The organism is Neobacillus sp. S1227 (genome assembly GCF_055385255.1).
The window spans coordinates 1,412,572-1,434,593 of the sequence record NZ_AP038276.1; the positions used below are offsets into that span (position 1 = coordinate 1,412,572).

Annotated in this window: 31 protein-coding genes and 1 pseudogene; 16 read left to right on the top strand and 16 right to left on the bottom strand. The window is 34.3% G+C overall.

The window, feature by feature from the left end; genetic code table 11:
• Positions 1 to 264: 264 nt before the first annotated feature.
• Entirely contained in the window at positions 265 to 660 is a 396-nt protein-coding gene (locus ACZ5AE_RS07130; protein WP_464570787.1) for a DUF3888 domain-containing protein, read from the top strand.
• Positions 661 to 990: 330 nt separating this feature from the next.
• Here the strand turns inward: ACZ5AE_RS07130 and ACZ5AE_RS07135 are convergent, their stop codons facing one another.
• Both ACZ5AE_RS07135 and ACZ5AE_RS07140 read right to left on the bottom strand, forming a co-directional pair.
• Positions 991 to 1,230 carry a hypothetical protein gene (locus ACZ5AE_RS07135; RefSeq protein ID WP_464570789.1) on the bottom strand — a complete coding sequence of 80 codons (240 nt, stop codon included), beginning with the start codon at positions 1,228 to 1,230 and terminating at the stop codon, positions 991 to 993.
• Between the two features lie 38 nt (positions 1,231 to 1,268).
• Entirely contained in the window at positions 1,269 to 1,586 is a 318-nt protein-coding gene (locus tag ACZ5AE_RS07140; protein ID WP_464570791.1) for a hypothetical protein, read from the bottom strand.
• 53 nt (positions 1,587 to 1,639) lie between these two features.
• On the opposite strand from ACZ5AE_RS07140, the gene ACZ5AE_RS07145 reads away from it, so the two are divergent.
• Positions 1,640 to 1,855, top strand: coding sequence for an RNA polymerase sigma factor (locus tag ACZ5AE_RS07145; RefSeq protein ID WP_464573568.1), 216 nt, complete (start codon positions 1,640 to 1,642; stop codon positions 1,853 to 1,855).
• A gap of 4 nt (positions 1,856 to 1,859) precedes the next feature.
• On the opposite strand, the gene ACZ5AE_RS07150 is transcribed toward ACZ5AE_RS07145, so the two are convergent.
• Positions 1,860 to 2,678, bottom strand: coding sequence for a DUF3888 domain-containing protein (locus tag ACZ5AE_RS07150; protein ID WP_464570793.1), 819 nt, complete (start codon positions 2,676 to 2,678; stop codon positions 1,860 to 1,862).
• A gap of 385 nt (positions 2,679 to 3,063) precedes the next feature.
• Here ACZ5AE_RS07150 and ACZ5AE_RS07155 point away from each other — a divergent pair, with 385 nt between their 5' ends.
• Positions 3,064 to 3,414 (top strand): PadR family transcriptional regulator, encoded by a 351-nt coding sequence (locus tag ACZ5AE_RS07155; protein ID WP_464570795.1) that lies wholly within the window; start codon positions 3,064 to 3,066, stop codon positions 3,412 to 3,414.
• Positions 3,401 to 4,222 carry a permease prefix domain 1-containing protein gene (locus ACZ5AE_RS07160; protein WP_464570797.1) on the top strand — a complete coding sequence of 274 codons (822 nt, stop codon included), beginning with the start codon at positions 3,401 to 3,403 and terminating at the stop codon, positions 4,220 to 4,222. The genes ACZ5AE_RS07155 and ACZ5AE_RS07160 overlap by 14 nt, the downstream gene beginning before the upstream one ends.
• 190 nt (positions 4,223 to 4,412) lie before the next feature.
• On the opposite strand, the gene ACZ5AE_RS07165 is transcribed toward ACZ5AE_RS07160, so the two are convergent.
• Both ACZ5AE_RS07165 and ACZ5AE_RS07170 read right to left on the bottom strand, forming a co-directional pair.
• A complete protein-coding gene (locus ACZ5AE_RS07165; protein ID WP_464570799.1) occupies positions 4,413 to 4,736 on the bottom strand; it encodes a hypothetical protein in 324 nt (107 codons plus the stop codon).
• A gap of 30 nt (positions 4,737 to 4,766) precedes the next feature.
• Positions 4,767 to 5,240, bottom strand: coding sequence for a hypothetical protein (locus ACZ5AE_RS07170; RefSeq protein ID WP_464570801.1), 474 nt, complete (start codon positions 5,238 to 5,240; stop codon positions 4,767 to 4,769).
• Between the two features lie 295 nt (positions 5,241 to 5,535).
• Here ACZ5AE_RS07170 and ACZ5AE_RS07175 point away from each other — a divergent pair, with 295 nt between their 5' ends.
• On the top strand, positions 5,536 to 5,781 hold the full coding sequence (locus ACZ5AE_RS07175) for a hypothetical protein (protein ID WP_464570803.1): 246 nt from the start codon (positions 5,536 to 5,538) through the stop codon (positions 5,779 to 5,781).
• Positions 5,782 to 5,964: 183 nt separating this feature from the next.
• Here the strand turns inward: ACZ5AE_RS07175 and ACZ5AE_RS07180 are convergent, their stop codons facing one another.
• Positions 5,965 to 6,369 carry a hypothetical protein gene (locus ACZ5AE_RS07180; protein ID WP_464570805.1) on the bottom strand — a complete coding sequence of 135 codons (405 nt, stop codon included), beginning with the start codon at positions 6,367 to 6,369 and terminating at the stop codon, positions 5,965 to 5,967.
• A gap of 259 nt (positions 6,370 to 6,628) precedes the next feature.
• Here ACZ5AE_RS07180 and ACZ5AE_RS07185 point away from each other — a divergent pair, with 259 nt between their 5' ends.
• On the top strand, positions 6,629 to 7,093 hold the full coding sequence (locus ACZ5AE_RS07185) for a hypothetical protein (RefSeq protein ID WP_464570807.1): 465 nt from the start codon (positions 6,629 to 6,631) through the stop codon (positions 7,091 to 7,093).
• Between the two features lie 200 nt (positions 7,094 to 7,293).
• Here ACZ5AE_RS07185 and ACZ5AE_RS07190 read toward each other — a convergent pair whose 3' ends face one another.
• Positions 7,294 to 7,785 carry a hypothetical protein gene (locus tag ACZ5AE_RS07190; protein WP_464570809.1) on the bottom strand — a complete coding sequence of 164 codons (492 nt, stop codon included), beginning with the start codon at positions 7,783 to 7,785 and terminating at the stop codon, positions 7,294 to 7,296.
• Positions 7,786 to 7,821: 36 nt separating this feature from the next.
• A complete protein-coding gene (locus tag ACZ5AE_RS07195) occupies positions 7,822 to 8,280 on the bottom strand; it encodes a DUF4367 domain-containing protein (RefSeq protein ID WP_464570811.1) in 459 nt (152 codons plus the stop codon).
• 130 nt (positions 8,281 to 8,410) lie between these two features.
• On the opposite strand from ACZ5AE_RS07195, the gene ACZ5AE_RS07200 reads away from it, so the two are divergent.
• Complete coding sequence (locus ACZ5AE_RS07200) at positions 8,411 to 9,181, top strand: hypothetical protein (protein ID WP_464570813.1); 771 nt, start codon at positions 8,411 to 8,413, stop codon at positions 9,179 to 9,181.
• A gap of 644 nt (positions 9,182 to 9,825) precedes the next feature.
• On the opposite strand, the gene ACZ5AE_RS07205 is transcribed toward ACZ5AE_RS07200, so the two are convergent.
• Positions 9,826 to 10,143 (bottom strand): hypothetical protein, encoded by a 318-nt coding sequence (locus ACZ5AE_RS07205; RefSeq protein WP_464570815.1) that lies wholly within the window; start codon positions 10,141 to 10,143, stop codon positions 9,826 to 9,828.
• Positions 10,144 to 10,657: 514 nt separating this feature from the next.
• On the opposite strand from ACZ5AE_RS07205, the gene ACZ5AE_RS07210 reads away from it, so the two are divergent.
• From ACZ5AE_RS07210 to ACZ5AE_RS07220, 3 genes are all read left to right on the top strand, one after another.
• Entirely contained in the window at positions 10,658 to 10,843 is a 186-nt protein-coding gene (locus ACZ5AE_RS07210) for a hypothetical protein (protein ID WP_464570817.1), read from the top strand.
• A 940-nt stretch (positions 10,844 to 11,783) separates the two neighbouring features.
• On the top strand, positions 11,784 to 12,341 hold the full coding sequence (locus ACZ5AE_RS07215) for a hypothetical protein (protein ID WP_464570819.1): 558 nt from the start codon (positions 11,784 to 11,786) through the stop codon (positions 12,339 to 12,341).
• Between the two features lie 41 nt (positions 12,342 to 12,382).
• The gene (locus ACZ5AE_RS07220; protein ID WP_464570821.1) at positions 12,383 to 12,763 is read left to right on the top strand and encodes a hypothetical protein; all 381 of its coding nucleotides are present in this window, start codon (positions 12,383 to 12,385) and stop codon (positions 12,761 to 12,763) included.
• A gap of 307 nt (positions 12,764 to 13,070) precedes the next feature.
• On the opposite strand, the gene ACZ5AE_RS07225 is transcribed toward ACZ5AE_RS07220, so the two are convergent.
• Positions 13,071 to 14,480 carry a SpoVR family protein gene (locus ACZ5AE_RS07225; RefSeq protein WP_464570823.1) on the bottom strand — a complete coding sequence of 470 codons (1,410 nt, stop codon included), beginning with the start codon at positions 14,478 to 14,480 and terminating at the stop codon, positions 13,071 to 13,073.
• A 172-nt stretch (positions 14,481 to 14,652) separates the two neighbouring features.
• On the opposite strand from ACZ5AE_RS07225, the gene ACZ5AE_RS07230 reads away from it, so the two are divergent.
• Positions 14,653 to 14,937 carry a hypothetical protein gene (locus tag ACZ5AE_RS07230; RefSeq protein ID WP_464570825.1) on the top strand — a complete coding sequence of 95 codons (285 nt, stop codon included), beginning with the start codon at positions 14,653 to 14,655 and terminating at the stop codon, positions 14,935 to 14,937.
• Positions 14,938 to 15,289: 352 nt separating this feature from the next.
• A complete protein-coding gene (locus ACZ5AE_RS07235) occupies positions 15,290 to 15,631 on the top strand; it encodes a PH domain-containing protein (protein WP_464570827.1) in 342 nt (113 codons plus the stop codon).
• A gap of 32 nt (positions 15,632 to 15,663) precedes the next feature.
• Here ACZ5AE_RS07235 and ACZ5AE_RS07240 read toward each other — a convergent pair.
• Positions 15,664 to 15,855: pseudogene (locus ACZ5AE_RS07240) on the bottom strand (IS1595 family transposase); the annotation flags it as partial.
• A gap of 197 nt (positions 15,856 to 16,052) precedes the next feature.
• On the opposite strand from ACZ5AE_RS07240, the gene ACZ5AE_RS07245 reads away from it, so the two are divergent.
• Positions 16,053 to 16,394: a hypothetical protein gene (locus ACZ5AE_RS07245; protein WP_464570829.1), complete on the top strand. Its 342-nt coding sequence runs from the start codon at positions 16,053 to 16,055 to the stop codon at positions 16,392 to 16,394.
• A gap of 93 nt (positions 16,395 to 16,487) precedes the next feature.
• Here ACZ5AE_RS07245 and ACZ5AE_RS07250 read toward each other — a convergent pair whose 3' ends face one another.
• A complete protein-coding gene (locus ACZ5AE_RS07250) occupies positions 16,488 to 17,189 on the bottom strand; it encodes a hypothetical protein (protein WP_464570831.1) in 702 nt (233 codons plus the stop codon).
• A gap of 492 nt (positions 17,190 to 17,681) precedes the next feature.
• On the opposite strand from ACZ5AE_RS07250, the gene ACZ5AE_RS07255 reads away from it, so the two are divergent.
• Positions 17,682 to 18,512: a hypothetical protein gene (locus ACZ5AE_RS07255; protein ID WP_464570833.1), complete on the top strand. Its 831-nt coding sequence runs from the start codon at positions 17,682 to 17,684 to the stop codon at positions 18,510 to 18,512.
• An 81-nt stretch (positions 18,513 to 18,593) separates the two neighbouring features.
• Here ACZ5AE_RS07255 and ACZ5AE_RS07260 read toward each other — a convergent pair whose 3' ends face one another.
• Positions 18,594 to 19,190, bottom strand: coding sequence for a hypothetical protein (locus tag ACZ5AE_RS07260; RefSeq protein ID WP_464570835.1), 597 nt, complete (start codon positions 19,188 to 19,190; stop codon positions 18,594 to 18,596).
• 155 nt (positions 19,191 to 19,345) lie between these two features.
• On the opposite strand from ACZ5AE_RS07260, the gene ACZ5AE_RS07265 reads away from it, so the two are divergent.
• Together ACZ5AE_RS07265 and ACZ5AE_RS07270 are read left to right on the top strand one after the other, a co-directional pair.
• The gene (locus ACZ5AE_RS07265) at positions 19,346 to 19,861 is read left to right on the top strand and encodes a hypothetical protein (protein ID WP_464570837.1); all 516 of its coding nucleotides are present in this window, start codon (positions 19,346 to 19,348) and stop codon (positions 19,859 to 19,861) included.
• Positions 19,862 to 19,902: 41 nt separating this feature from the next.
• Positions 19,903 to 20,511, top strand: a complete 609-nt coding sequence (locus tag ACZ5AE_RS07270) for a hypothetical protein (protein WP_464570839.1) — start codon at positions 19,903 to 19,905, stop codon at positions 20,509 to 20,511.
• 319 nt (positions 20,512 to 20,830) lie between these two features.
• Here ACZ5AE_RS07270 and ACZ5AE_RS07275 read toward each other — a convergent pair whose 3' ends face one another.
• From ACZ5AE_RS07275 to ACZ5AE_RS07285, 3 genes are all read right to left on the bottom strand, one after another.
• Positions 20,831 to 20,980: a hypothetical protein gene (locus tag ACZ5AE_RS07275; protein WP_464570841.1), complete on the bottom strand. Its 150-nt coding sequence runs from the start codon at positions 20,978 to 20,980 to the stop codon at positions 20,831 to 20,833.
• Between the two features lie 36 nt (positions 20,981 to 21,016).
• Positions 21,017 to 21,262, bottom strand: coding sequence for a hypothetical protein (locus ACZ5AE_RS07280; protein ID WP_464570843.1), 246 nt, complete (start codon positions 21,260 to 21,262; stop codon positions 21,017 to 21,019).
• Between the two features lie 248 nt (positions 21,263 to 21,510).
• Positions 21,511 to 21,759, bottom strand: a complete 249-nt coding sequence (locus tag ACZ5AE_RS07285) for a hypothetical protein (RefSeq protein WP_464570845.1) — start codon at positions 21,757 to 21,759, stop codon at positions 21,511 to 21,513.
• Positions 21,760 to 22,022 lie beyond the last annotated feature (263 nt).

Sequence of the window (22,022 nt, forward strand, 5' to 3'; positions counted from 1 at the left end):
ATGCATTAATAAATAATTTTCTCATTATCACACCTCATCTTATTATTTTTTCTATTCAATTAAATCTCCTTTTATTTGATTTAATGGAAAAAACCCTTCGTACTATGGTCCGAAGGGTTCAATCGTAATATTGAGATTTCATCGAAATGAAGGGGCGCAGACATTATTGCATGCACAGTGAGTGGGATACCCGGCAACTCGTTACTTTGCTAATTTTCTCTCTACTTGGGCAAATTAAGAAAAAGCTTATAAGCGAGGATTTCTATGAAAAAAAGCCTTTTAATATGGATAGCCTTCTTGACTCTTTTCTCTTATTCTCCCGTCCAAGCTGAAGCCGTAACCAAAAATGATATACAGTTGCGTGATGACTTGATTTTTATTTTGCTTTATCCCTCAATTCAACAGGAATTGAAGAAGCAATATGGTGAAGTTAAACAAAATTATTGTGGTAAAATAACCCAAATTAAGAAGCTGCCAATAGGCACTTACTTATTTAATGTCACCGTGCAGGTACCAACATTTGAAGGTGCTCACGGTCCTCCCAATGATTTGGTGACAATCACTTTTAGTAATGAAAAAACCATAGAGTGGCGGGCTATTGATTTCAAAAGAAAAAGGTTAAAGCCAAACGAAATAACTAAGTGCATGCACCCTTTGTGAAATTGGTGCAGCGCTTCCGCGGTTTTATATTAGATTTTACGTTTGATATAGAACCTACCACGGGATATCACGTTATAGTTACTTATGCGCCTAAGGAAAATTAATCATAAAAATGGGAAGAGTAAGCTCTTCCCATTTTTGAACATTGCAGGTTATCTTGACGCATGCTTATACTCTAATACTTCCACATTATAACCATGGCTGCATCCAATTTTGGGACTGTCACAGGATGGAGATACTCTTACTTTAACGAAATCCTCTGTATTTTCCCATGGACTATCGTTTTTTGGAATTAGAATTCTTATGGAAATATCATAAGAATGATTGTTGTTACAAACAATACCCCAGAATCCTCTGTTGCTGCCAGTTAATATTCCCATAATCTTTTGTAACTCTTTTATCAATAGCCGGAAATACAATATCCCGAATGATATCTTCTGGAGTGACGTACCAGTCTTCTGCATATGGTTTAATTTCCTTTGGCTCTGGAGGTTTAGCATTAGCTATGTTTCCTGTTAAAAATATTATGAAAACAGTTAAAATAGCAAACATGGTTAGTGATCTCTTCATTTTTTCACCTCATTTTAATTTTCCCATTTAAGAAAAATTTATAACTGGTGATAATTCGTCAACAAGGTCTCCGGCACATAAACATATGACACGAAATTTTCAAACTTCTTCATTCCTTTATTAAAGGTATGGGCTATCATTAAAGGTAATGGGGGGGCAGAAAATATGTTATCAAATATAGGCGTACCAGGTTTAATTCTTTTCTTGACTTTAGCGATGGTGATTGGTGGGGTGTTTTTATTGTATTGGATTTTTAAAAAGTAGCGCGCCTGATAAGCATATGAAAATTTTGTGTTTTTTCGCTTAATTAAGAAGGGAGCTGCCATTTGAAGAATAGAAGTGCGAATTGATTCCAATTTTTGGTATACTTTATGTTAAGGATGAATAAGTTTGGAGTTAGTCAAATGATATTGAAAGGTGGGAAAATCTTCACCTTCAAAAGGTCGTTAGTTCTTTACCTAGTCACTATAAGGATCCTTTTGTTCTGAGATATTTTAACGATCATACTTATAAAGAGATAAGCGAAAAACTAAAAATAAATATTCAGTGTGTAAAAACTCGGATACATAGAGCCAAAAAAATGATAAAAAATAAATATAAATTTTCGATGACTTTGGAGGTTTGAAAATTTACCGGGCTTTCTGTTTTATTATGTCTTGCCAATGTGAAGGGAGTTCATGTGTTTCAAGATGTTCAAATTTCTTTAATTTAATTTGACCAGGAATTATTGTTGGAGCGATTTCAAAAGTCAATCTGTCTTTTCCAACAGAAATATGTGGTCCAACTACTGGTGTAATTTCTAATATGATTAAAAAATGAAAGGTACGGAATCCACCAATTCTTTCTACCTTTACGATGTCAATTTGGTACGGATACACCAATGGAGTTTCCGTGAAATATTTAGAATAATAATCGCTTACCGATTTATCTATTTCTGGTCCTAATAAAAGCATTAAGATATCATTGACCATCATCTCTTTCGTATCTTGAGGTGGCGCAGTACTTTCATGTTTCCAACCTGTCAGAAGCCAATCAAAAAGTTCAATTGATTTCAATCGAATCTTTTGATTATTTCGGGTAAGGATGACATCGGCGTCCGCCAAAGTACATATCTTTGTTCGATTTTGTTGATTGCAGTCATAAGCAGGTTCTACAATAGCAACATCACCGTTTTTCATTTTTATTTTTAATACGACAATCGGAGTTTTTTTATAATCTAATTCTGCTGTTTCTTTTACAGGGCTTGCTGTGTTCATCCATTCAATCACTTTTTGGATGACGAACGATTCGATACCATTATTTTCATTGAAAGTACGCGTTCCTCCGGAAGTACGGTTTATTTGCATAGATGTAACATCTTCCCATTTCATTAAGACGTTTGCCTTTGTTAGTTGAACCGGAAGAAAAATTCCAGTAAAGACCAGGAGTAATATGAATACCTTTTTCATTATTTTTCACCACCATTGCAGCGCTTCAAATACTTTTTTATTATTTTTCCTCAATTAAAAATCTTGATGATTGCCATTCTTTTGTAATAAGCAAAAAAGCAACACTGTTTACATAGCTGCCTTGCTGAGGTGTCATTCAAAAATCAGATCTTTTTATTTTTTGTTGACTTACAGAACATTCGTTCGTGTATGATGATATTAAGGAGATGAACGAAATGGCGATACGCGATCGCGGTAAAATTAAATGGCTAAGAAGTAAACTAACGCCAGTTAATGGCTTTTTTTTATACTCATTTACCATTTTTTAATTTTTTCCAATTTTCTTCAAGGAATACCTTGCATTATTAGGTAATGTGAATTATAGTACAAACAGGAGGTGCAGAATTTGGAAATTAACAAAGAGGTTTTAAAAGGGCATATCGATACGTTAATCCTTTCCCTTTTAAATAACAGAGATATGTACGGTTATGAGCTGGCAAAATTTGTCCGTGAAAAAAGCGAAGAACAATTTGAATTAAAGGAAGGAACAATGTATCTTTCGCTAAAACGGCTTGAAAAGAATAAATGGATCGAATCCTACTGGGGCGATGAGCAGGGACCTGGGGGAAGAAGAAAATATTATAAGATTACACGATTAGGCGAAGAAGGGTATGAAGAAAAGCGTTCGGAGTGGATATTCATAAAAAAAATTATCGATTCATTTTTAAAGGGGGGAGAAATCAATGAAACAAATTGAATCATTTGTTGATGCTGTTTATCAAAATGTAGGCGGGAATCGAAAAGAAATCCAAGAATTAAAGGCGGAAATGAAAAGTCACCTGTTAGAGGCTGTGCATGATTTAAAAACAGCAGGTAAGTCAGAACAAGAGGCGATTGAAATAGCAATCGACCGTTTTGGCGGAGAAAAAGAAATGCGCTATATCGTTGGTCAATTATTTAAGGCACAGAAGACATTCGCAAAATGGGTTCTTTACTTAGCGGTATCAGTTCTTGTTCTTAGTTTAACTGTGTTTGGGTTCATTTGGACAACAGAAGAAGAAAATGCGAGCGAAAACTCAGTTGTCGCTTCAGAAATATTCGATATTTTACAAGGAAAAGAAACGATTTCTAATGATATGAAGAATGAAATCGTTAAATTAGCGGACAGTACAGACCAGATTTCAAAAGTAAAAATATACAATGTAAAAAATGTCGGAGTTAACTCTGTATTCGGTTATGTAGAAAAAACAAAGCCTGACTACCAATATGAAAGAAATGTCTGGGCTCCTGAATGGTTACAGGCTGATTTCTTCCCGTATGGAAATGGCGATGGGAAATGGTATGTTGAGATGGAAACGAGACATATCAGTACTCCAATGACAATAATTTTGTTTTCTGGGTTAGCAATTTATGCAACTTTGTTCACCATTTGGGCGACGGTCAACGCCTATCATCATAAACGATTGAACATTGGCTGGATCATTATATTTGCTTTATTCAATGTGTTAGGATTTATAGTTTATTATTTTACCGGTAAGAGGGCTAAGTCGACGACTATTGGTTAACAATTCACTGTTAACTTAAAAAATAAGACCATCAATGTGGGATGGTCTTATTTTTTAACGCTGTTCCTTATGATAATGTTTTATTAGCTTAACTTGATTTTCCGTTTTTCCTGACTCAGAACAAAGTGAAAACATATCTCCATTGATTGCAAAAACATACGTATCAGCTGTTTTTATTTCTTTTTTATCGTTAATAATAATTTTTTCGTAAGGGATATAATTTTACAATGTGGGTATAGCTATCCTCACCTGGTGTGGGTTTAGCTTCTTGTATCCAGATACGAATTTTTTCTGATTCAAGCTCTCCCCATCCTATTGATTTCGCATTGTATTTTTTATGGTAAAAATCTGACGCAATATGTAATAAGTATGGTTTCGATAGTATTTGGTACATAAATGTTTTTGTTAGTTGGTATTTTATTTCTACTACTTTTCCTTTACCTGTAACTTCTGCAGAAGCATTGCTACCAACACAGAATAATACTATTAATAAAATTAATAAAATTTTCTTCATGATGTTCACTCCTAAGTCGGTGATTTTGCTCTATCTTTGTACTCCATTCAATTCCCATATAAATTTTCCATTATTTTGCTTAAGTTGTTGTTTCACCAGTTCTAATTCATAGAAACTTAAGTGTGTTTTTTCAACAATTTCTTCGTTTGTTTTACCTTCTTTTAAGAGTGTTCTTGCTTGCGTGTATCTTTCTACCTCAAACTCGAAATAACCATGATATAGTTTGAGCTGCTCTCTAACGTCCTTTAATTCCACATAGCTTGTTGGTATCAAGCGAACAAGCTCTTCGTCCGTTTTTCTCAATAGAATAAAGCTTCTTGTGATTCGATACCTTTCATTAACGGCTCCTGTACCCATACCTGTCCTATACCCGTCATCCCAAGCGGTATCATAACATTCTTTACAATGAAGGCATTTATCTTGGTCTTTTTTAACAAAACCTGTAAGAATAATTACAGAAATTAAGAAAAAACAAGTCCATACTTTCTTTAAGATGGCGCTCACTCCTGTAATTTTACAATTAGTATTTGTAACTTCAATGAATATTATTCGAGACTATTAAAATCACAAATGACTGACAAGCGTAATTTTTCATCAACAGGGAACCTTCACCTGTATCCCAAGAAATGTTTGTATATGCTTTGCGCGATGTCCCAATAAAGGATGTATACCCCTCAAGAAAATCATTATTTTTTAGCCAATTGACTTTCTTTATCCGACCGCAATCCTACTACCAGGGTCATGAGTCAATAATTTTCTGCACAATTTGGAAAACTAATTAAAAAAAAGAGGTTTTAGAATGAAGAGAATTGTTTCACTGACTCTATGGGTAATGATGACTTCATTTTTGGCTCTCAATATTCAAATGGTACATGCAGCACAAAACGATGAACCATGGAGAAAATACCCGGATAATTCCGCTGCCACTTTCAAAGATCCCGATTCGTTTTATCAGTCACTTGATAAAAAACAATATGTTGAATTTGAAAATGCGAAGCTAACATTCGAGAAAAAACTTATTTTAAGGATATCAACTCCGTTCTAGCCCGTGCAGATAAGTATGGGGAATCCAGGGTCGGCGGAGTTGGCTACCGCCTTAAAATGCGTTATTGGCATAAAGTCAAGCAAAAACCATCCAAAAGGAAGGGGTTCTACATGAAAATATAGGTAGTAATGAACATCGTTACAACAAAAACCCCTTAGCGTTTAAGGGGTTTCGAAAACATTTTTAATTAACATAAACTTCCAATCTTACTGAACTATCAGAATATCGAACATTTCCAATTCGAAGCCATACTTCTGCTGTACCATTATCTCCATCAGCTACTGCTTTTGTTGGAAAAGTAACACATCCATTAGGATTACTATTAACACTAATAACACCTAATTTTGTTAGACCTGCACCAACACCGTCATCCTCGTAAGCATCTATTGTATAAGTATTAGCAGAATTATCAACTCCACTTACACATGCTGTAACAGTTCCACTAGGAGTATAAAAAGTTTTAGAGGAGTCCCAAATCAATGGTGTCATTGACAAAGTGTCATATCCTATGTAGGCTGCGCTTGTTTGAGTAGGAATTAGCGTGATTGCTAGTAACCCCATAATAATAAAACGTGTTAACTTTTTCATTTAAATTTCCCCCTTTGTATTAGTTTTAAAACAAAACAATACCTAAGTTTTAAAAATTCTATCACCACTCTCCTTTTATAGGGATTCTATGAATAAATTTAAATTCTGAGTTGTAATATTAAAAATTCGCTATTAATTACGTAATTCCTTCAAAAAAATGTAAAAATATATAAAAAATGTAATTTAAATGGAAGAAATACATATTATTTATTTGTATAAATAATATTTTATTACAAATATTATAAATGGAGGTGTTAATGTGAATAAAATAATTATAAGTTCACTTTTAGCAATTTTGTTGTGTATATTTTCATTTACGGTTATTACCAACGCAAGCAATACTCAAACAATAGAATTTCCACCATCAGCTGAAGTAAATAATCAAATATTTGGATACTTTATGCTTGATCTTTACCACAAAGAGATACTAAGCTATGTTCAAAATTATTATAAGGATAACAATATTCAAGGTTATGGAATGCAGGAAAATAAAGGTTCTGTGTTTATACGTACAACAAGAAATCTAGATGAAGATATTGAAAACCAATTTAGTTATATATTAAAAGCTACATTGCTTCCTTCTGCAAAAAATGGAACTGTTGTTGGTAAAGACACTCTATATTTTGCTGTTGAGCCATCGGTGTTAAATACAACCAAAGTTCCTAAAGGTATTAATAAAATTAAGTTAATTAAGTACGAACATGAAGAAGTACAAAAAAAATGACCTCTGAAGGGGTCCTTTTTTTAATCTATAAATTTTATTTCAAAAATTGTCACCATTTTTTTGATGCAGCTGCAATCAGTTTTTTATCTCTTGCAATTCTCGTATGGCTGCCATAAAATTGCTGATCATACTAGAAGAAAAAAAAGTGAAGGGCGTGACCGTTAATGAATAAAAAGCAGCTAATATCATAGCTGCTTTTTCTAATTTTCAGAGCATATATTCCAATTGAAAGGCTTTAAGTAAAAGCTATTTGCTTTCGTTTCGTGTACGGACATGACAACCCAAACTTTACCTTCTTTGTGTAATACCTTTACTACATTGTTACCATCAATTCTTTTATAAAGAAAATAACCCTTGGTTCCTTCTAAGCCATTTTCTAAGAACAATCTCATCGATCCAATACTAGAGCCTACAAATAAATGCTGTAATGTGATTTTATCGGAATGGTCATAAAGATTATCCCCTACTTTTAAAGCAAGGTCATGGTACGTAAGTTCTTGATAGCCGGATAAATCTATGTTATAACTCCTGATAATATCTTTTAGCACTTTGCTATTAAATTTTTTCCATTGCTTTTCTGATTCCTCTATACATACACTTTTAGGTGGCTTCTTTGCAAATACCGTTACATTATTTGTTCCACCAAATATGATACCGAGAATAAGTAATAAAAAGGAAAACCTCTTGCTCATATTTCATCTCCTTTATTCAATGAATTTGTAAACTAGCTAATCCATAGACCTTGCGATTTTTAACATTTCATCTTTCGATAAGCTCCAGCTAGTCATCATGATATTTGTTCCGTTTTGTGCCCATTGAAGTAAACCGCCGGAAACAATCTCCCCATGCTTATCCACTTTACCGTTATCAATCCATTCCTGAAAATAACCCTTACATCCATTAATATCCTCAATCTCTGCATCAGGGAAATCGGCATCGGATATTGGAATTTCCTTTTTCTGGTGAATCGCGACCATGAGCTTTGTATCCTGACTGTTCATATAATGGAGCATGACACCAAGGGTTGTTTTGATTTCCAGCGTCCAATCATTTGGTATTTTTTTCGGCACTAGGACGGTAAAATCAGTTTTCTTCTTTATTTCTGAAATAGTTGGGCTGTTGTGGTTATATTTAATTTCTTCCGCCATGGTAATCACCGGATGACTATTTAACAAAATAAGAATCATTGCAATACGGATTAAAAAAGGGCAATTTACCACCTCTATTCAAATTACTATTTAGTAGTATTATTTCCTTGATGTATCTAGAAATTGTACATAAATTAAAAATTTATGAGAAAAATAATAGGAATGAACTATGATGAATGAGGTGGGGGAAATGCCTGATTATATAAAGAGGCAAATAAAAGCCAAGCTATGCTTTGCATTGCTCCTGGTATTTTCCTTTTATGGTTTAAGCGCAGAAGCAGCAACAAAAGATGAAGCGTTAACAGCGGTCGAAAATTTCCTTAAAGCACAAAAAAATTGTAATGTGGATATGATGGTGGATAGGTCAGAATATTTCCATAAAGATATAGGGAATCTAAAGGAAATGTACTCAAGATACTGCCAGCATAACCCGCTACAACAAGCCAAAATAAAGAATTTTAGCCTAGTCAACGAAGAAACGGCAAATATTAGAACAACACCTGTCATAAAAAAAGATGGAAAATGGAAAATAGTCATGGGCGTTCCGCCAGCTGGAGTCAAAAATACAAATGAAACAAAAAGAACAGCCAAGGAAGCAGAAGTCGCACAACTGTTTAAAGATTACACTGACGCCATAAAAGAGCAGGATATGGAGAAAATGAAATCCTTTATTAAAATTTTGCCTGAGTCTCTGAGTGAAAAAATTGATGATCAACTACAAGCTTTAAGCGAGCAGCCGACACCAGAAATAATGACATATGGAGTAAATAATATTTCGGATTCGTTAGCGATTGTACAAGTGAAAATCAAATATCCAAACCATAGCTATATGAAGAATTTACCGGTTACGAACGAAAATGGGCAATGGAAACTGGTTTTTGGTCATCCGTTAACCAATTCTTTTATTCCAAGGACTGGTCAATCGATCGAAATAAAATAATGAATGAGTCATTTTGAACAGAAGACCACCATGTTATTATTGGTGGTCTATTTTTATAAAATTAGGTTTCGGCAAATATATATTAAAGATATGTACCGATTATCTGGAATGGAATCACCCAAGTGGCTGCTTTGTTTTTAAACAAACGGACAGCATTCCTGTAATAAGAAATAGGTAACAACAAAATAGATTTTGTATTAGATGTATCTTGGAAATAAAAAAGCACCCGTTTAGAGAGTGCTTAATGGTTCCCAAATCAGAAAAATCTGATTGATGCTTATTCTAGTGGTGTAAGGTCTGAAAGTTTAACTAACTTAATATAGTCATCGTTTTTAATTTCGCAGTACCCGCTATCATATATCCAATGAATTACATACATTTTTGAATCGAATATTACTTTGCTTCCTTTTACCAACAAAAAAAATGCCCCCTGCTTTCTGTTTAGGAACCGTTATCCAACTTATCAGTGAAAACGTTTATAAATCAATTGTTAGTTTTTGGGGATTGATACAATTGAAATCATGGAGCGATATTAGTTAAGAATGGAAACCTCTATTATCCTGCAAGGATAATTAACTCTCAAAAAACAAGAATTCAAAAGAGCGTGGTTTTCCAAGCTCTTTTAAATTCCTATATTTACTTTATTATAAATAATCTCTGTATTGATAAAGCATTGCGGCAAAGGTAACAACGGTATAAATCAACGATGTAATAAAAGCCAGGTTGGGTGAAAATTCAAATTTTTGGCGTTCTGTTTTTATACCGGTGGTTCCTTGAACTGTATCATCAAGATACCGCGATGTTACCCCTCCCTTTGAAGTAAAAAACCAAATTATTAAGGTAACGGCTAATCCTACGAAACAGGAATAATCAAAGAAATTCGAATGAACATAATGCGATAATCCGAAACTTAAACCTATTAATACCAATAAAGTAATAACAATAGTTAAGTTTTTTTTCAATATAATTAACTCCCCTCTTTTTGAATTTTTCTGTATACTTAAATGGTACCATAACTTACCATTTCGCATTGCAAAATAATAAAAATCGTGATCTTATTCACATAAAATGTAAGACGTACATCATATTTTTCCTGTAAAAAAGCCACTTGTTTAAGGAGTATAGTATTAATTCCTTAATGTAAATGATAATCAAATATCCAAACCATAGCTATATGCAAATTTTATCTGTTACGAATGAAAATGGACAATGGAAACTTGTTTTTGGACACCCGTTAACCATAAGTAATGAATTCTGGTGTAGTTGCTCGCTTAAGACTTAAGTTTGTGAATAGAAGTATTTAAACTAACGGGTGCAAGAATTCAAGAATGGATCGCTGCTGCGGTCTTTTTTGCTTTTTGTGCTAACCGGCAGGATACTTTAATAACCATATAGTTTATTATGGTATTATGATGTTAATGTGCTATGCATTAGTAAAAAAATGCGTACTAAATCAAATTTTAGTAGGGAGTTTATATGGTAGAAGTATTAGAATTTATTGCTGGAATTGGTGCACTCGCAGTATTTATTACACCGTTAACATTTATTATTGGGATTATTAACGCTATTAAGAAACCTAATGGGGAGTCTGCACCATATATTGTAATGGCAATAGTAAGTGCATATTTGATTATAATTCCTTTAGTCTATAATTCGTTTTAACACGTACAAAATAGCCATTCATAGGGATTTAATGAAGACAACTAATCTGTTAGTTAAGATTGTGATATTTTCTACTTAAGCTTCCATGAAAGAACGTAATTATCTTTCATTCTCTGTGGTGAAGTGTTGATTCATGGCTGGCTAACGGGTGCTTTAGTTGAAGAACCGACTAAAAATTTGACGCTTAGAGCGCAAAAATCTGAGCGTTTTTGTATGCAATTACTCCTATCAAGATAATTGCCTAAAATATCCAATAGGAATTCCGAAATGAAAATTAAATATTTTAAGTGTGTTCGAAAAACGACCGCTTAATGGATAAATTTTTAGGAATCAAAAAGATGTCGTTATTTTAGTATGAAAATAATAAAAACCTTAAGAAAAAGGGTCCGAAAATTAAAGAGTTAGCCAATGAAAGGTGTGCCCCTTTTTAGGACTGTAATAGAAGGAAAAAGATATGTAGCCTAGCTACACACTAGTGTTGCTGAATGAACAGAACTCCCTGGTGCAAATTGAAGCACAAAAGGAGGCTGGTATTAAATCATAGCTATACATAGAACTTTCCTGTCAATACAATATTGATCAATAGACCGCCTAGTTGGTGGTCTATTTTTATTAAAACCAAAGTTACGATACTTGAAAAAATTATTTGTAATGGTATTAAATTGTTTGTTTTCCAGCCAGTCAAGCGCTATCCTATCTCGGATTGATTGGCATTAGATACTCTTGACATTTAATAATCTTAAAATAAATGACGAATCGGGCAAATAAATATCGAAATAAAAACGGAGGAAATAAATTTAAATCGTAGAATAAATTAAATTAATTTGAATGCTGTACAAGAAATGAAGAACATTGTACTTCGAAAAAGGGAAAAGAACAAAAAAGTTTTTATAAAAAAACAGAAGACAAAAAGCGTTAAAAGAAAGAGGGGACGATTTGGATGGCAATTCAGAATGATGACATGAGGAGAGCGCTAATAGGTCAGATTGAAGTTGACTCGGGAAAGGTGATGATTATTGACCCCGACTGGATTCGTCTTCACAACGAGCAGTGGAGGTTCGACAAAACCCAGAAGGCTGTCACTTTCTGGGGGCAAGGTGCCAAACAAGTGGCAAAGATGCTTGAAGTCGATGGGTTTAAAGTGATTACGGAGACCGAGGGAGAGGATGACGACGAGCACTCGACAGGGATTTTTAGAATTGAGGCAGACGAGTTAGAAGAGCTTCAGGTGATAGAGAAGACCATAAGGAGCTATTCCGAAATTATAAAGGAGAATGTCGTCGTTATCCCCTCGCCAGCGAAAGGTGTTTGGGAAGAAATCGACTGCATCACTTCTGGTGAGGACATGGCAGGTGAGCTAGGGGACGCCATGGCTGTCGTGTTCGATACACTTATCTGTGGAGGGATTTATAACGTCTTTGCTACATACAAGCAGACACGCAGGAGTGGTGAGAGAATAGCCAAAATCGAGATTGACCTAGTAGATGACAGGACGTGATTCAGATTAACTGGTAACAACATAGAGCAGGAGGTTTAGCGATGGAAATTACTAAAGATGAGATGATGTCTATACTCGACAAATTAACTTTTCAAGAAAAACAGAAGGGATATCTAAGTATCTTGGTTCATTTTTTACTGGATTCGCGTAAAGGGATTTTCCATGAAGATGAAATTAAAGACTACTGGGACACTCTTCATAACATCCCTTATTTTTGGGCAGAGGATTTAAAGTGCTTTGATGACAAGTGGCTTTGGGATGAAATATTTTACAATGTACCCTCTGTTGATTATGTTATTGAATGTTTTTTGCGTGGCTTACCGATAGAAAAGTCCAGTCCCCGATATAAAATCATTCAGGATATACACGACCGCTGGGACGCTGAAGAAGCGGAATGGCGTAGAAGAAGAGGAATAGAATAGCATTTCATTACCGTTCAAATTCAGTCAAGCGAGAAATCGATTTACTTTAAGGGTGCCTGCTAGGCGCTTTTTTGTTGGTGGAAAGGATGTGCGACAAATCAGCAGCGCTGTATAACTGTATCGACTTCCTTATAAAACAGGATTAACTGACGTCCGTCAAAGGGCTTATTTTATGTAAACCATTAGTGAACCCGTCATTAATATTATGGCGTAAGAGTTATAGGTCCGGCTGCCAGTCGTGGGCAGTAATCATAGTAAAACATCACAAAAAAAAGCTGCAGATTGCAGCTCTTCTTAATCAATATGGCTATAAGTATTTCCGATGAACACCTTTTCCGTCATAGGTGAAAAGCATTCTTCTTTCTTCGATGACTGTTTCCATATGAACCGTTCTCCCCCATAGCTGGTGGATATATGGCAGCACCTTTTCCATGTATTTAATGTCTAGTTCAATCCCCTCATACCAGTGCTTTAGATACATTTCGCCGTTTTTCAAATAATCCCCATCGTTAACCGTGATATAAGGGAATCCGCCATTGACGCGCATATTCACTAACTGGTCGCGGACATGCTCCCACTGTTTATCGACAATTTTATAATCACGCCCTTGCTTTTGGAATAGATACATATCTTCCCGCATCACAAGGTCTTTGGTTAAATAATTGCGAAGGAAAGATATATCGGATTCAATCTCCCGAACCTCAAAGATTTTTTCCATGCCTGAACCTGGAATGATGCCTCTTCGCTTCATTTCTTCTGTAGGGTTATTGTATCTCTCCTCGATATCTTCAAAGATTTTGAGACCAAGATAATAAGGGTTAATTCCCGTTTTGGACGGTTGTACGACTCCAGCATTTAATTTAGCAAACTCTATTGATTCACCGGTCGTTAAATCCAATTCCCTTATAATGCGCTGGTGCCATAGACTAGCCCATCCCTCATTCATAATTTTGGTTTCTAACTGCGCCCAAAAATATAGCATTTCTTCCCGCATCATTGTCAAAATATCTCTTTGCCATTCGGTAAGTTCTCTGCTATATGATTCAATAAATAATAATAAGTCCTTTTCTGGTTTGGGCGGGAAATTCTTCTTCTTTGGGTTTTTCTTTGGTTGCTTATCCTTTGCATCTAAGCCCCAAAGGTCGTCATATGGTGTGACAACTTGGAATTCATCTTCCTCGTCCTCATTGTCCATCGACCAAGCCAGTTTAGGTCGTACCAAAGAAGGGTCAATATGTTCATCAATCGCCAGAACGGCGTCCAAGAAGGCTTCCACTTCTTTTTTTCCGAATTCAATTTCGTAATGATGAATTCTTTCCGCTGTTGCTGCCATACTTTCAACCATGTCACGCTTCGTATTCTGAAAACGTGCATTGTTTTTAAAAAAGTCACAATGGGCAAGAACGTGGGCAACGATTAGTTTGTTTTGAATCAGTGAATTGGAATCAAGCAAAAAGGCATAACATGGATTCGAATTAATCACCAGCTCATAAATTTTACTTAACCCAAAATCATATTGAAGCTTCATTTTATGAAATTGCTTGCCAAAACTCCAATGGGAAAATCGAGTGGGCATCCCATATGCTCCAAACGTATAAATAATATCGGCAGGACAAATTTCATAACGCATCGGATAAAAATCTAAACCAAAGCCACTTGCTATTTCCGTAATTTCATCGATTGCATACTCGAGCGCTTTACGTTCTTCCCTGTTCAAAAAACATTCCCCCTTTGAACTCCTTAACAAAATGTATGACGAAAAGTCAGGAATGATGAGACAAGTTGATACTTTTTACCAGCTTGATTATTACTTTGTATCCGAAACCGTTCTGTATGCTAGGTGATTTATTGTTTCTCCAAAAGATCCACTTACGATTATACTAGAGAGATTGAATTCGAAAAATGGCACAGAATTCGGCGAACATGAAAAGTTAAACATACAGCAGATTGTTGATATCGCTGCAAGCGATGATACGCTTAAAACGCAAGCACAGAACAATCCGTACGACGATTTTATTTTAGGATTCAGAAAACGCTTCATGGAATACGTCGTTGAAGGATATGAAAAAAACCAAGGATTCTTCGGGAAAGTGCTTGAAGATGATTTATTCCGTTCACAGCTTGAAGAGTATATGGGAGAACATGTATATAAATTGTTGAACGATCCGGCTTAGTTCGCAAGCACAAAAAAGGAGGCAACCCCTCTTTTTTTTGCGCTTCTAATATATGTTATTTCCACATAAATTCATATTAAAGGCTAATCCAAGAGGTGAATTTATGGAGAACCAGAAACTAACTTCTAAGGAAATCAGTAAATTAAAGTATGGAACTAGATTACGTTACCATTCTGTTAATTCAATGGAATGCAATTCCATACAAGCTAAATAAAAATGCTCTTTTTAAATAGCTGTTTTCTAAAAGATTGTTGTTTTTAGATACTAGCCTTGCATATTTTGATTTCTATGATAAAATGCCTTGTAATTCTAATTATTAAGATTTATCGAAAGTAAGGAAGGGCGATTTTAAATGCAAGCAAATATAGAAACTATAAAACAAAAATTGGATAATGGTGATAAGGTTTTAGCAAACATACGGTGTTCTTTAGAAGTGTTAATACATAGAAACACGATGAGACCAGGTATACTCGCAGCAACCCAAAATAAACTTATTTTTTGTGCAGATTCTTTTACTAGAAGCGAATTTGTTGAATACCAATACAAAGATATAAGTGAAATTTCATTAAAAAAAGGGTTAATGAACAAATATATTTCAATTAAACATAAAGAAGATACAGTAAGATTTACTCATTTAACAAGTGATAATGTAGAAGATTTTGTTGCTACCATTAAGTCAAAAATAACTCTATAACATCAACTTAGACCTTTTGATTGAGGTCTTTTTTATGCACTTCTCAGCATCTCAATTGTAGTATAATTAGATTTTTGACAAGCTGAAATAAGCATTTGTTCCACTTGTTTTTTAAATGCTAGGTTCTTTCCTAAATCAAGCCAACGGAACCAATAAAGGCAATTATCTGGGTATTTGGTTGCAACTCCTTGAAAACGTTCCATCCATTTTTTGAGTCGATTATATGCGCCTTTAGGCGCTTTTTTTGTTACAAATCAAAACGTTTTCACTGTAACATCCATTTCATCGGGCAATGCAACAAGATTCGCTAAGTCGGTCACCATCATTTCTTTGTTGTTCGTTTTCCAACATTTTTTCTCATCGTATATGAATTATTCACGATTGAGCAAATGAGGATTGGGCAATTTATTACGGAAGGAGGATGAAAAATGTCACTAAAGCTGATGACTGTTGCACTGAGACAAAGACTATTCGTTTGCCGATTGTTATTCCTAGCGGAATGATAACTGTGTCTCTTGCCTTCACCGATGACTGGATACTAGGAGAAGTGTATACTCATCCAGATGAAATAAAACGCTTGAAATTAGAGGATGATGAAATCAGACTATACAACAGACTGATAGCAAATCATATCGAATTTTTAAAACCTTTTGCTCGAAAAAATCGGTTAAGATTTTTAACCCAAACAGCTTTCGATGATGATTGTTTTATCATGGAGGATTCCTACGTTATTACTGATGCTGAGTTGATATATTCAGAATAAATCAACGAACAAATATGAGCGCCGGATGGCGCTTTTTTATACTGACTTTCTCCGTAATTATCTGAATTTCTTTTGATCAAGATTAATCGAATCTTAGTTTTTTGGTAAAAACACCCCAATTTCTTTCGATAAAATAGAAGTATCCCAAGGATGCCAGAAATATGTGTATCCATCGAATTGGAGGTCATATTTATAAGCAATAGGTCCATCTGCATAAAAAAGCATTTGATAATAAATTGGATCCCCTTTTTCCGTTTTCGGCTGGAAGTTCGGTTCTATCTTGCCATTATTTAAAATTTGAAGGAATTTCTTTACATCTTCAACATTATTCAATTCTACAATTTTTTTGGCGCCTTCCGGTGTGTAGGCTTGATATATTTCTATTCGAACAATCGTTTCAATAGGCATATCCTTATAATGCCATTTGTATTCTGAATCGTCGCTTGAATAATATATCCGATATCCATTTATGTCACGAGAAGATTTAACTGCGATAAAATTTGGATACCCTTTAATTGCAAAGATTTCTGTTCCTTTTTCATGGAATGCTGCATCTCCGTCTCTAGTTTTATAATTTGTATTTGTGACATTGTCGGCGACTTTGAACTTAACCGTCCCCATTTTTTCGCCAATGTATTTTTCGTCAGCCAAAGCACCGCTATAAATTCCCTCGTAACTTTTACCATCCCATTTGACAAAATCAACCCAATCAATTATGGCATTACCACTAAATGGTGATGATCGACAGCCTGTTAACAAAACCGATAACAATATTAAGACAAACCATTTTTTCACTGGCAGCGCTCCTTTTATAATTAACGAATTTTTGAAACACTTTTTTCGGGTGGATATAATGATAAAAGCTGAGTGATGAATAACCGACTTATTCTGAGCTGTTTTTATTCATTAGCTTAAAAATCTAAATGGGAAAAACAGCACAGCATCGTCTACATAAAGCACCTAAACAAAGAAATATCGCGCTGTGCATTTTGTTCTTTATCCAGCCAAAAGAGTATCCAATTGCCAAAATTAAAGGTATAAAGGTTAGACCCACTGTTTGATACAATAGCAACAAATAAGGCTGAAAATGCGATGACAGAAAAAATTAGCATTTTATTCCCCCTTTCTCATACCGCTATAATCCTTTAAATGCGATTACTTTAAATTTAATTTTGGCATAAATTTCCATGTACCTTTTAAATAAATTAATATTATGTTTGTCTAATTATTCTTTCAGCTGATAAAATAAAACAGATTATGGAAATCGGTACAATGGAGTGAATGTCCTTGGATTATGGTAAAAAGAAAGACATAAAAGATACGGGTCAAGATCTGATAATAGAAACAATTTTGGATGTTGGGAGTGACTCATTAACAGATGCTGCAAAAGAATCATTGACAAGCATTATCGGTGAAATATTAATTGATACCGCCGGTTCATTAATTCCCGGGGTTTCCGGGGCAATTACAGGTTATAAAAGGGCGCGGTTTGAAAGGAACATCAAACGGATGACCGATGAATTCCTCGCAAGGCTTAATGAGATTCAATTAAATTTGGAGAGCAAATCGCAAGAACAGAAAAATAGAATAGATGACTTGTTTAAATACGTGATAGATTTTGTGATTGACGAACAGCAAGAAGAGAAAATTCAATTTATGGTAAATGGATTTGTTAATATAACGGAACATGAGCAGGTGACGGATGATTTTATCCTAACGTATTACGATGTGCTAAAAGAACTCCGTATGATTGATATTTCGGTATTAAGGCTAATGTATTCTGTAAAGTATAGGTTTGATAATGAAAATAACGAAACCTATCGGGATATAATGGAACGGCACGGAATTACTTATGATCAATACGATTCGGTGCGTAGGAATCTGTTAAGAATCGGACTTCTTACGACTATAACTGAGCTAAATATTACAGAAGATTTAGATGAAATTTCTAAAATCTTTAAAGATTTATATGCTTATCTAGATAAGTTAACAAATCCAAAGTTTAAGGGTTCACTGCCAAGATTGAAGGTGCCAAAATTTAAATCAAAAGATAAATTGGAAATATCCCAATTTGGAAGAGATTTTGTTAGGTTCTTTTTGGAAGAGGGGAACCGATAGCAATCATGGTAAATAAATGTGCAGGAATTGCTTATAATATTGATGCTTTTATAAAAGCCCGAAATCATTTGCTTTCGGGCTTTAGACTCTTCCTTCAAGTATTTGCTTTCGATACTGGACGGCTGTCAGTAATTTATAACCTCTTAGCTTAGGAATCATGTTATCGAGCTGCGCAACCGCTTCTTCCTTTTTCCCATCATAAACGGCATGATCGACTTCTAACATATTTAAAAAAAAGGTGTCTGTTATCTTCTCTTTATTTTGTTTGAATTCTTCCACATCACCTTCTTGAATAGCGATATCCGACAAAGCGTACCATTTTGTTTTATGCCCACTCATTTGCGAAAGAAGCTCTTTTGCTTTTTCGTATTGTTTCCGTTCCATTAAGAGCATCAATTCAGAGTTTCGTTTTAATTTTTTGGAACGGATTTTCCCGACGGTTTGTTCAGCCGCCTGTAGGTTCCCCTGAAGAAAATGGTAAAGGAATTGCAAATGTGGCGATTTGGATTTTTTTAAATACATCATTATTTTTTCGGCATCTTTTCCAAATAAAAGTGGGTGTCGAGAAAAGATAAAAACAATAGCAACAGCCAATACGCTATACATGATCCAGATGGGAACCTGGAAAAATCCCATCAAAAAAGCAAACAGAACGACTAGCACCAAAATCCAAATCATGGAGTTCTCCTTTAGCAGTTTTAGTCCTATTTTATCACATAGACTGCCTAATCGTTGAGTTTTTCCAATCTTACGCTTAGGAAAGCATTTTTTTTGACTATTATTGTAAAATGATGAAAAATTAACTTAAACGCTGCAATAATTGGGATGGAAGTATGGGAGAAAAATCAAGGAAAACTATCAGTAGCATTAATCTTGAATGTTGGATATGGGAAACGATTGACCGATTTGAAAAAAACAGATCCAAATTCTTTAGTGATTTAATGAAAGAAGAAATAAAGAATTATCTAATCGTCCAAAAATTGATGAAGGATACCGATGAAGTATCTGAGTTATACGGAGAAGTATATTTAAGTTTAAAACTTTATGAAAACAGATTATTAGGCGCAAACACAGAAAGGAAGCCGGTAAGAAGCAAGACATTAAATATTAATGAATCTTTTAGAAAAAAATCGATTAGCATTGGTCTTGAAAAATGGCTATGGGATATCTCTGCTAAAATTGAACCTAATCGTTCTTTGTTTTTTAAAAAATTATTCCTTTTAAAATTTAAAAATATACTTATAAGCTCTAATATAATTGATGAAGCAACGTTCCAGATAAATAAAAACAATGAATATTATTTAATGCAGCTTTCACAAAAGATAGTTAATATGGAACCGGTTAGCTAAATTTTTCCTGATTAAATTTAATTCATTTTGGAGGCGGAAATATGAAACGATTGCCATTTGAACCACCCACAGAACACTATGATGATCGAATTGAAACCATTGATGAACAAATTTGTGAATTAATAAAACAACGGAAAGACCTTTCAAATAATAATCCTGGCTTTCCACCTAAACATCTTATTTCAGAATGGTCTAAAAAATATGGTTCTTATGAAGACTTTTTAAATGGCGTATTCGCATATTTTTTAAACGAAGAGATGTATAAGCCTGTTGTAGAGCCACAAGGTTTTCTAAAAAACATACCAATCTTAAAATCATTTGAAAAAGATGATTCGTTTTATTCGGTAACATTTATGCGCCAATTTGAAAATGCGAGCATTGTTCATTTTACCATCGATAGAGATGATTCTAACGAGTCTCCTGGAGATTTTCGAGAGCGTAACCATACCTGGTTTGGTCTTTCAATAGAGGACGGAAAAGGGACTGAATACGACTGCCGAAACGAAGGAGGCGGAGGCTCCAGAGGGCATAGATCATTTACTTTTATTGTATCGCCAGCGTTACCGGACAATAATTCAGAACTTAAATTTGTCTTTAAAGAATATAAAATTCCATTCGAAAAACCGACCGGTTTTGAATTTGTTATTTAAATGAACAACTAATTTACTAAGTAACTCTCCTTTAAGATGAAGAACGAATAACGGAAGTTAAAACCACATTTTATGATTATTATCATTAATGTGCGATATGCAAAAAACATCGGTTTTAGCACCGATGTTTTATTAATTTAGCATTAAATTGACTCTATTTTGCCGTTTTGTTCCGATATACACTCAAAGTAATTGCATTTAATATGATAGTAACAATAAGAAGAGCTGCTGAGGCGAACGCCACAGCGTACATTGTGTCCATAAGAGCACCCCAATCCTCAACTGTTACCTTATGATAGGTATAAAAAATTTGGAAACATTATGAAATACCGCAAGCACTGATGCTAATAATGGATAAAACAACCCAATTTTTATTTTCCTGTTTTTTCTCACGTGTTAGACTAACAACAGGAAGTATCCAAGCGATTAGTCCAAGCACGAGGCTTGCAAGATTTAGCAACCCAAACATCGCCATAATACCTCCTTTTGTTGAACAAAGTGAAATTTATCCAGCTATTCCGTAAGCTAATAATAAGAGATATACACAAACTAACACCCCACCATTAGATACAACGCCAATAACTCCCGATACCCAGTTCTTAGAAATTACAGCAAAAATTATTCCGAGGAGTGAAAGAGAACCTAAAATTATAATAATTAACGGCAAATTTGCGTTCGGACCTCTGAGAATTAAAAACATAAGAACGCTATTCAACACCATTACGATTGAAAAAATTCCAAACTTATTCATATATAATTAAATCCCCCCTCCTTGATTTTATCATAACTTTCTATTATTCCTTGTATTATTTTCCTTTAATGTGGAATATACCCTATTTCAAACCAATTATCTGTCATATTAAACACTGAGCTGGAATTATCTAAATCGACACGATTTATCATTGAAAATTACTAAACAAAAAAGCGTCTTTTATTAAGGCGCTTTTGTTGTAGGTCTGTAATCATCTCTTTTTTTATTACGGGGAAAAGCTGAATCAATCACCTTATCGTCCTGAATTGATTTTTAATTTTCTTTTCTATTGCGGTTAACTTTTTTTCGATAGAGATGTCAACCCGGGTATCGTCTTCCATCGTTGTAACATAAATTAGACCTGCAAGATTTATTAATTCTTCAGCAATTTCTTTAAAATCTTTGCCGCCAACTTTTTTTGTGTCCAAGCGCATAAATAATTCTTTTATTTCTTCTAATCTGGAATTATATGATTTCTTTTTTATTTTATTTTGCATGCAAATCCCCCCATAAAATCACCTTTTCAATTGTCAATGTCATGCTGTTAATTACATATATATTTAAAAGTGGAAATTAAATACACAAATCATTGTGATTTGATTTTCTAAATTGAGGTGAGTTTATTTGAAAGGAAAAAGTTGGAGATATTCACTAAAATATCTTTCTTTACAGCCCTGGCTACGATAATTGTTATGCCGATATCAATTTTTGTTTCATCAAGAACTTCGTACGATATCGCGGAGCCTATCCTTCGAATGTT

Bases quoted from the DNA above. Each gene is read 5' to 3' on its own strand.
- ACZ5AE_RS07130 (WP_464570787.1), top strand. From the start codon at position 265: ATGAAAAAAAGCCTTTTAATATGGATAGCCTTCTTGACTCTTTTCTCT.
- ACZ5AE_RS07135 (WP_464570789.1), bottom strand. From the start codon at position 1,230: ATGAAGAGATCACTAACCATGTTTGCTATTTTAACTGTTTTCATAATA.
- ACZ5AE_RS07150 (WP_464570793.1), bottom strand. From the start codon at position 2,678: ATGAAAAAGGTATTCATATTACTCCTGGTCTTTACTGGAATTTTTCTT.
- ACZ5AE_RS07160 (WP_464570797.1), top strand. From the start codon at position 3,401: ATGAAACAAATTGAATCATTTGTTGATGCTGTTTATCAAAATGTAGGC.
- ACZ5AE_RS07165 (WP_464570799.1), bottom strand. From the start codon at position 4,736: ATGAAGAAAATTTTATTAATTTTATTAATAGTATTATTCTGTGTTGGT.
- ACZ5AE_RS07175 (WP_464570803.1), top strand. From the start codon at position 5,536: ATGAAGAGAATTGTTTCACTGACTCTATGGGTAATGATGACTTCATTT.
- ACZ5AE_RS07180 (WP_464570805.1), bottom strand. From the start codon at position 6,369: ATGAAAAAGTTAACACGTTTTATTATTATGGGGTTACTAGCAATCACG.
- ACZ5AE_RS07190 (WP_464570809.1), bottom strand. From the start codon at position 7,785: ATGAGCAAGAGGTTTTCCTTTTTATTACTTATTCTCGGTATCATATTT.
- ACZ5AE_RS07195 (WP_464570811.1), bottom strand. From the start codon at position 8,280: ATGATTCTTATTTTGTTAAATAGTCATCCGGTGATTACCATGGCGGAA.
- ACZ5AE_RS07200 (WP_464570813.1), top strand. From the start codon at position 8,411: ATGATGAATGAGGTGGGGGAAATGCCTGATTATATAAAGAGGCAAATA.
- ACZ5AE_RS07210 (WP_464570817.1), top strand. From the start codon at position 10,658: ATGGTAGAAGTATTAGAATTTATTGCTGGAATTGGTGCACTCGCAGTA.
- ACZ5AE_RS07215 (WP_464570819.1), top strand. From the start codon at position 11,784: ATGGCAATTCAGAATGATGACATGAGGAGAGCGCTAATAGGTCAGATT.
- ACZ5AE_RS07220 (WP_464570821.1), top strand. From the start codon at position 12,383: ATGGAAATTACTAAAGATGAGATGATGTCTATACTCGACAAATTAACT.
- ACZ5AE_RS07235 (WP_464570827.1), top strand. From the start codon at position 15,290: ATGCAAGCAAATATAGAAACTATAAAACAAAAATTGGATAATGGTGAT.
- ACZ5AE_RS07245 (WP_464570829.1), top strand. From the start codon at position 16,053: ATGAAAAATGTCACTAAAGCTGATGACTGTTGCACTGAGACAAAGACT.
- ACZ5AE_RS07260 (WP_464570835.1), bottom strand. From the start codon at position 19,190: ATGATTTGGATTTTGGTGCTAGTCGTTCTGTTTGCTTTTTTGATGGGA.
- ACZ5AE_RS07265 (WP_464570837.1), top strand. From the start codon at position 19,346: ATGGGAGAAAAATCAAGGAAAACTATCAGTAGCATTAATCTTGAATGT.
- ACZ5AE_RS07270 (WP_464570839.1), top strand. From the start codon at position 19,903: ATGAAACGATTGCCATTTGAACCACCCACAGAACACTATGATGATCGA.
- ACZ5AE_RS07275 (WP_464570841.1), bottom strand. From the start codon at position 20,980: ATGTTTGGGTTGCTAAATCTTGCAAGCCTCGTGCTTGGACTAATCGCT.
- ACZ5AE_RS07280 (WP_464570843.1), bottom strand. From the start codon at position 21,262: ATGAATAAGTTTGGAATTTTTTCAATCGTAATGGTGTTGAATAGCGTT.
- ACZ5AE_RS07285 (WP_464570845.1), bottom strand. From the start codon at position 21,759: ATGCAAAATAAAATAAAAAAGAAATCATATAATTCCAGATTAGAAGAA.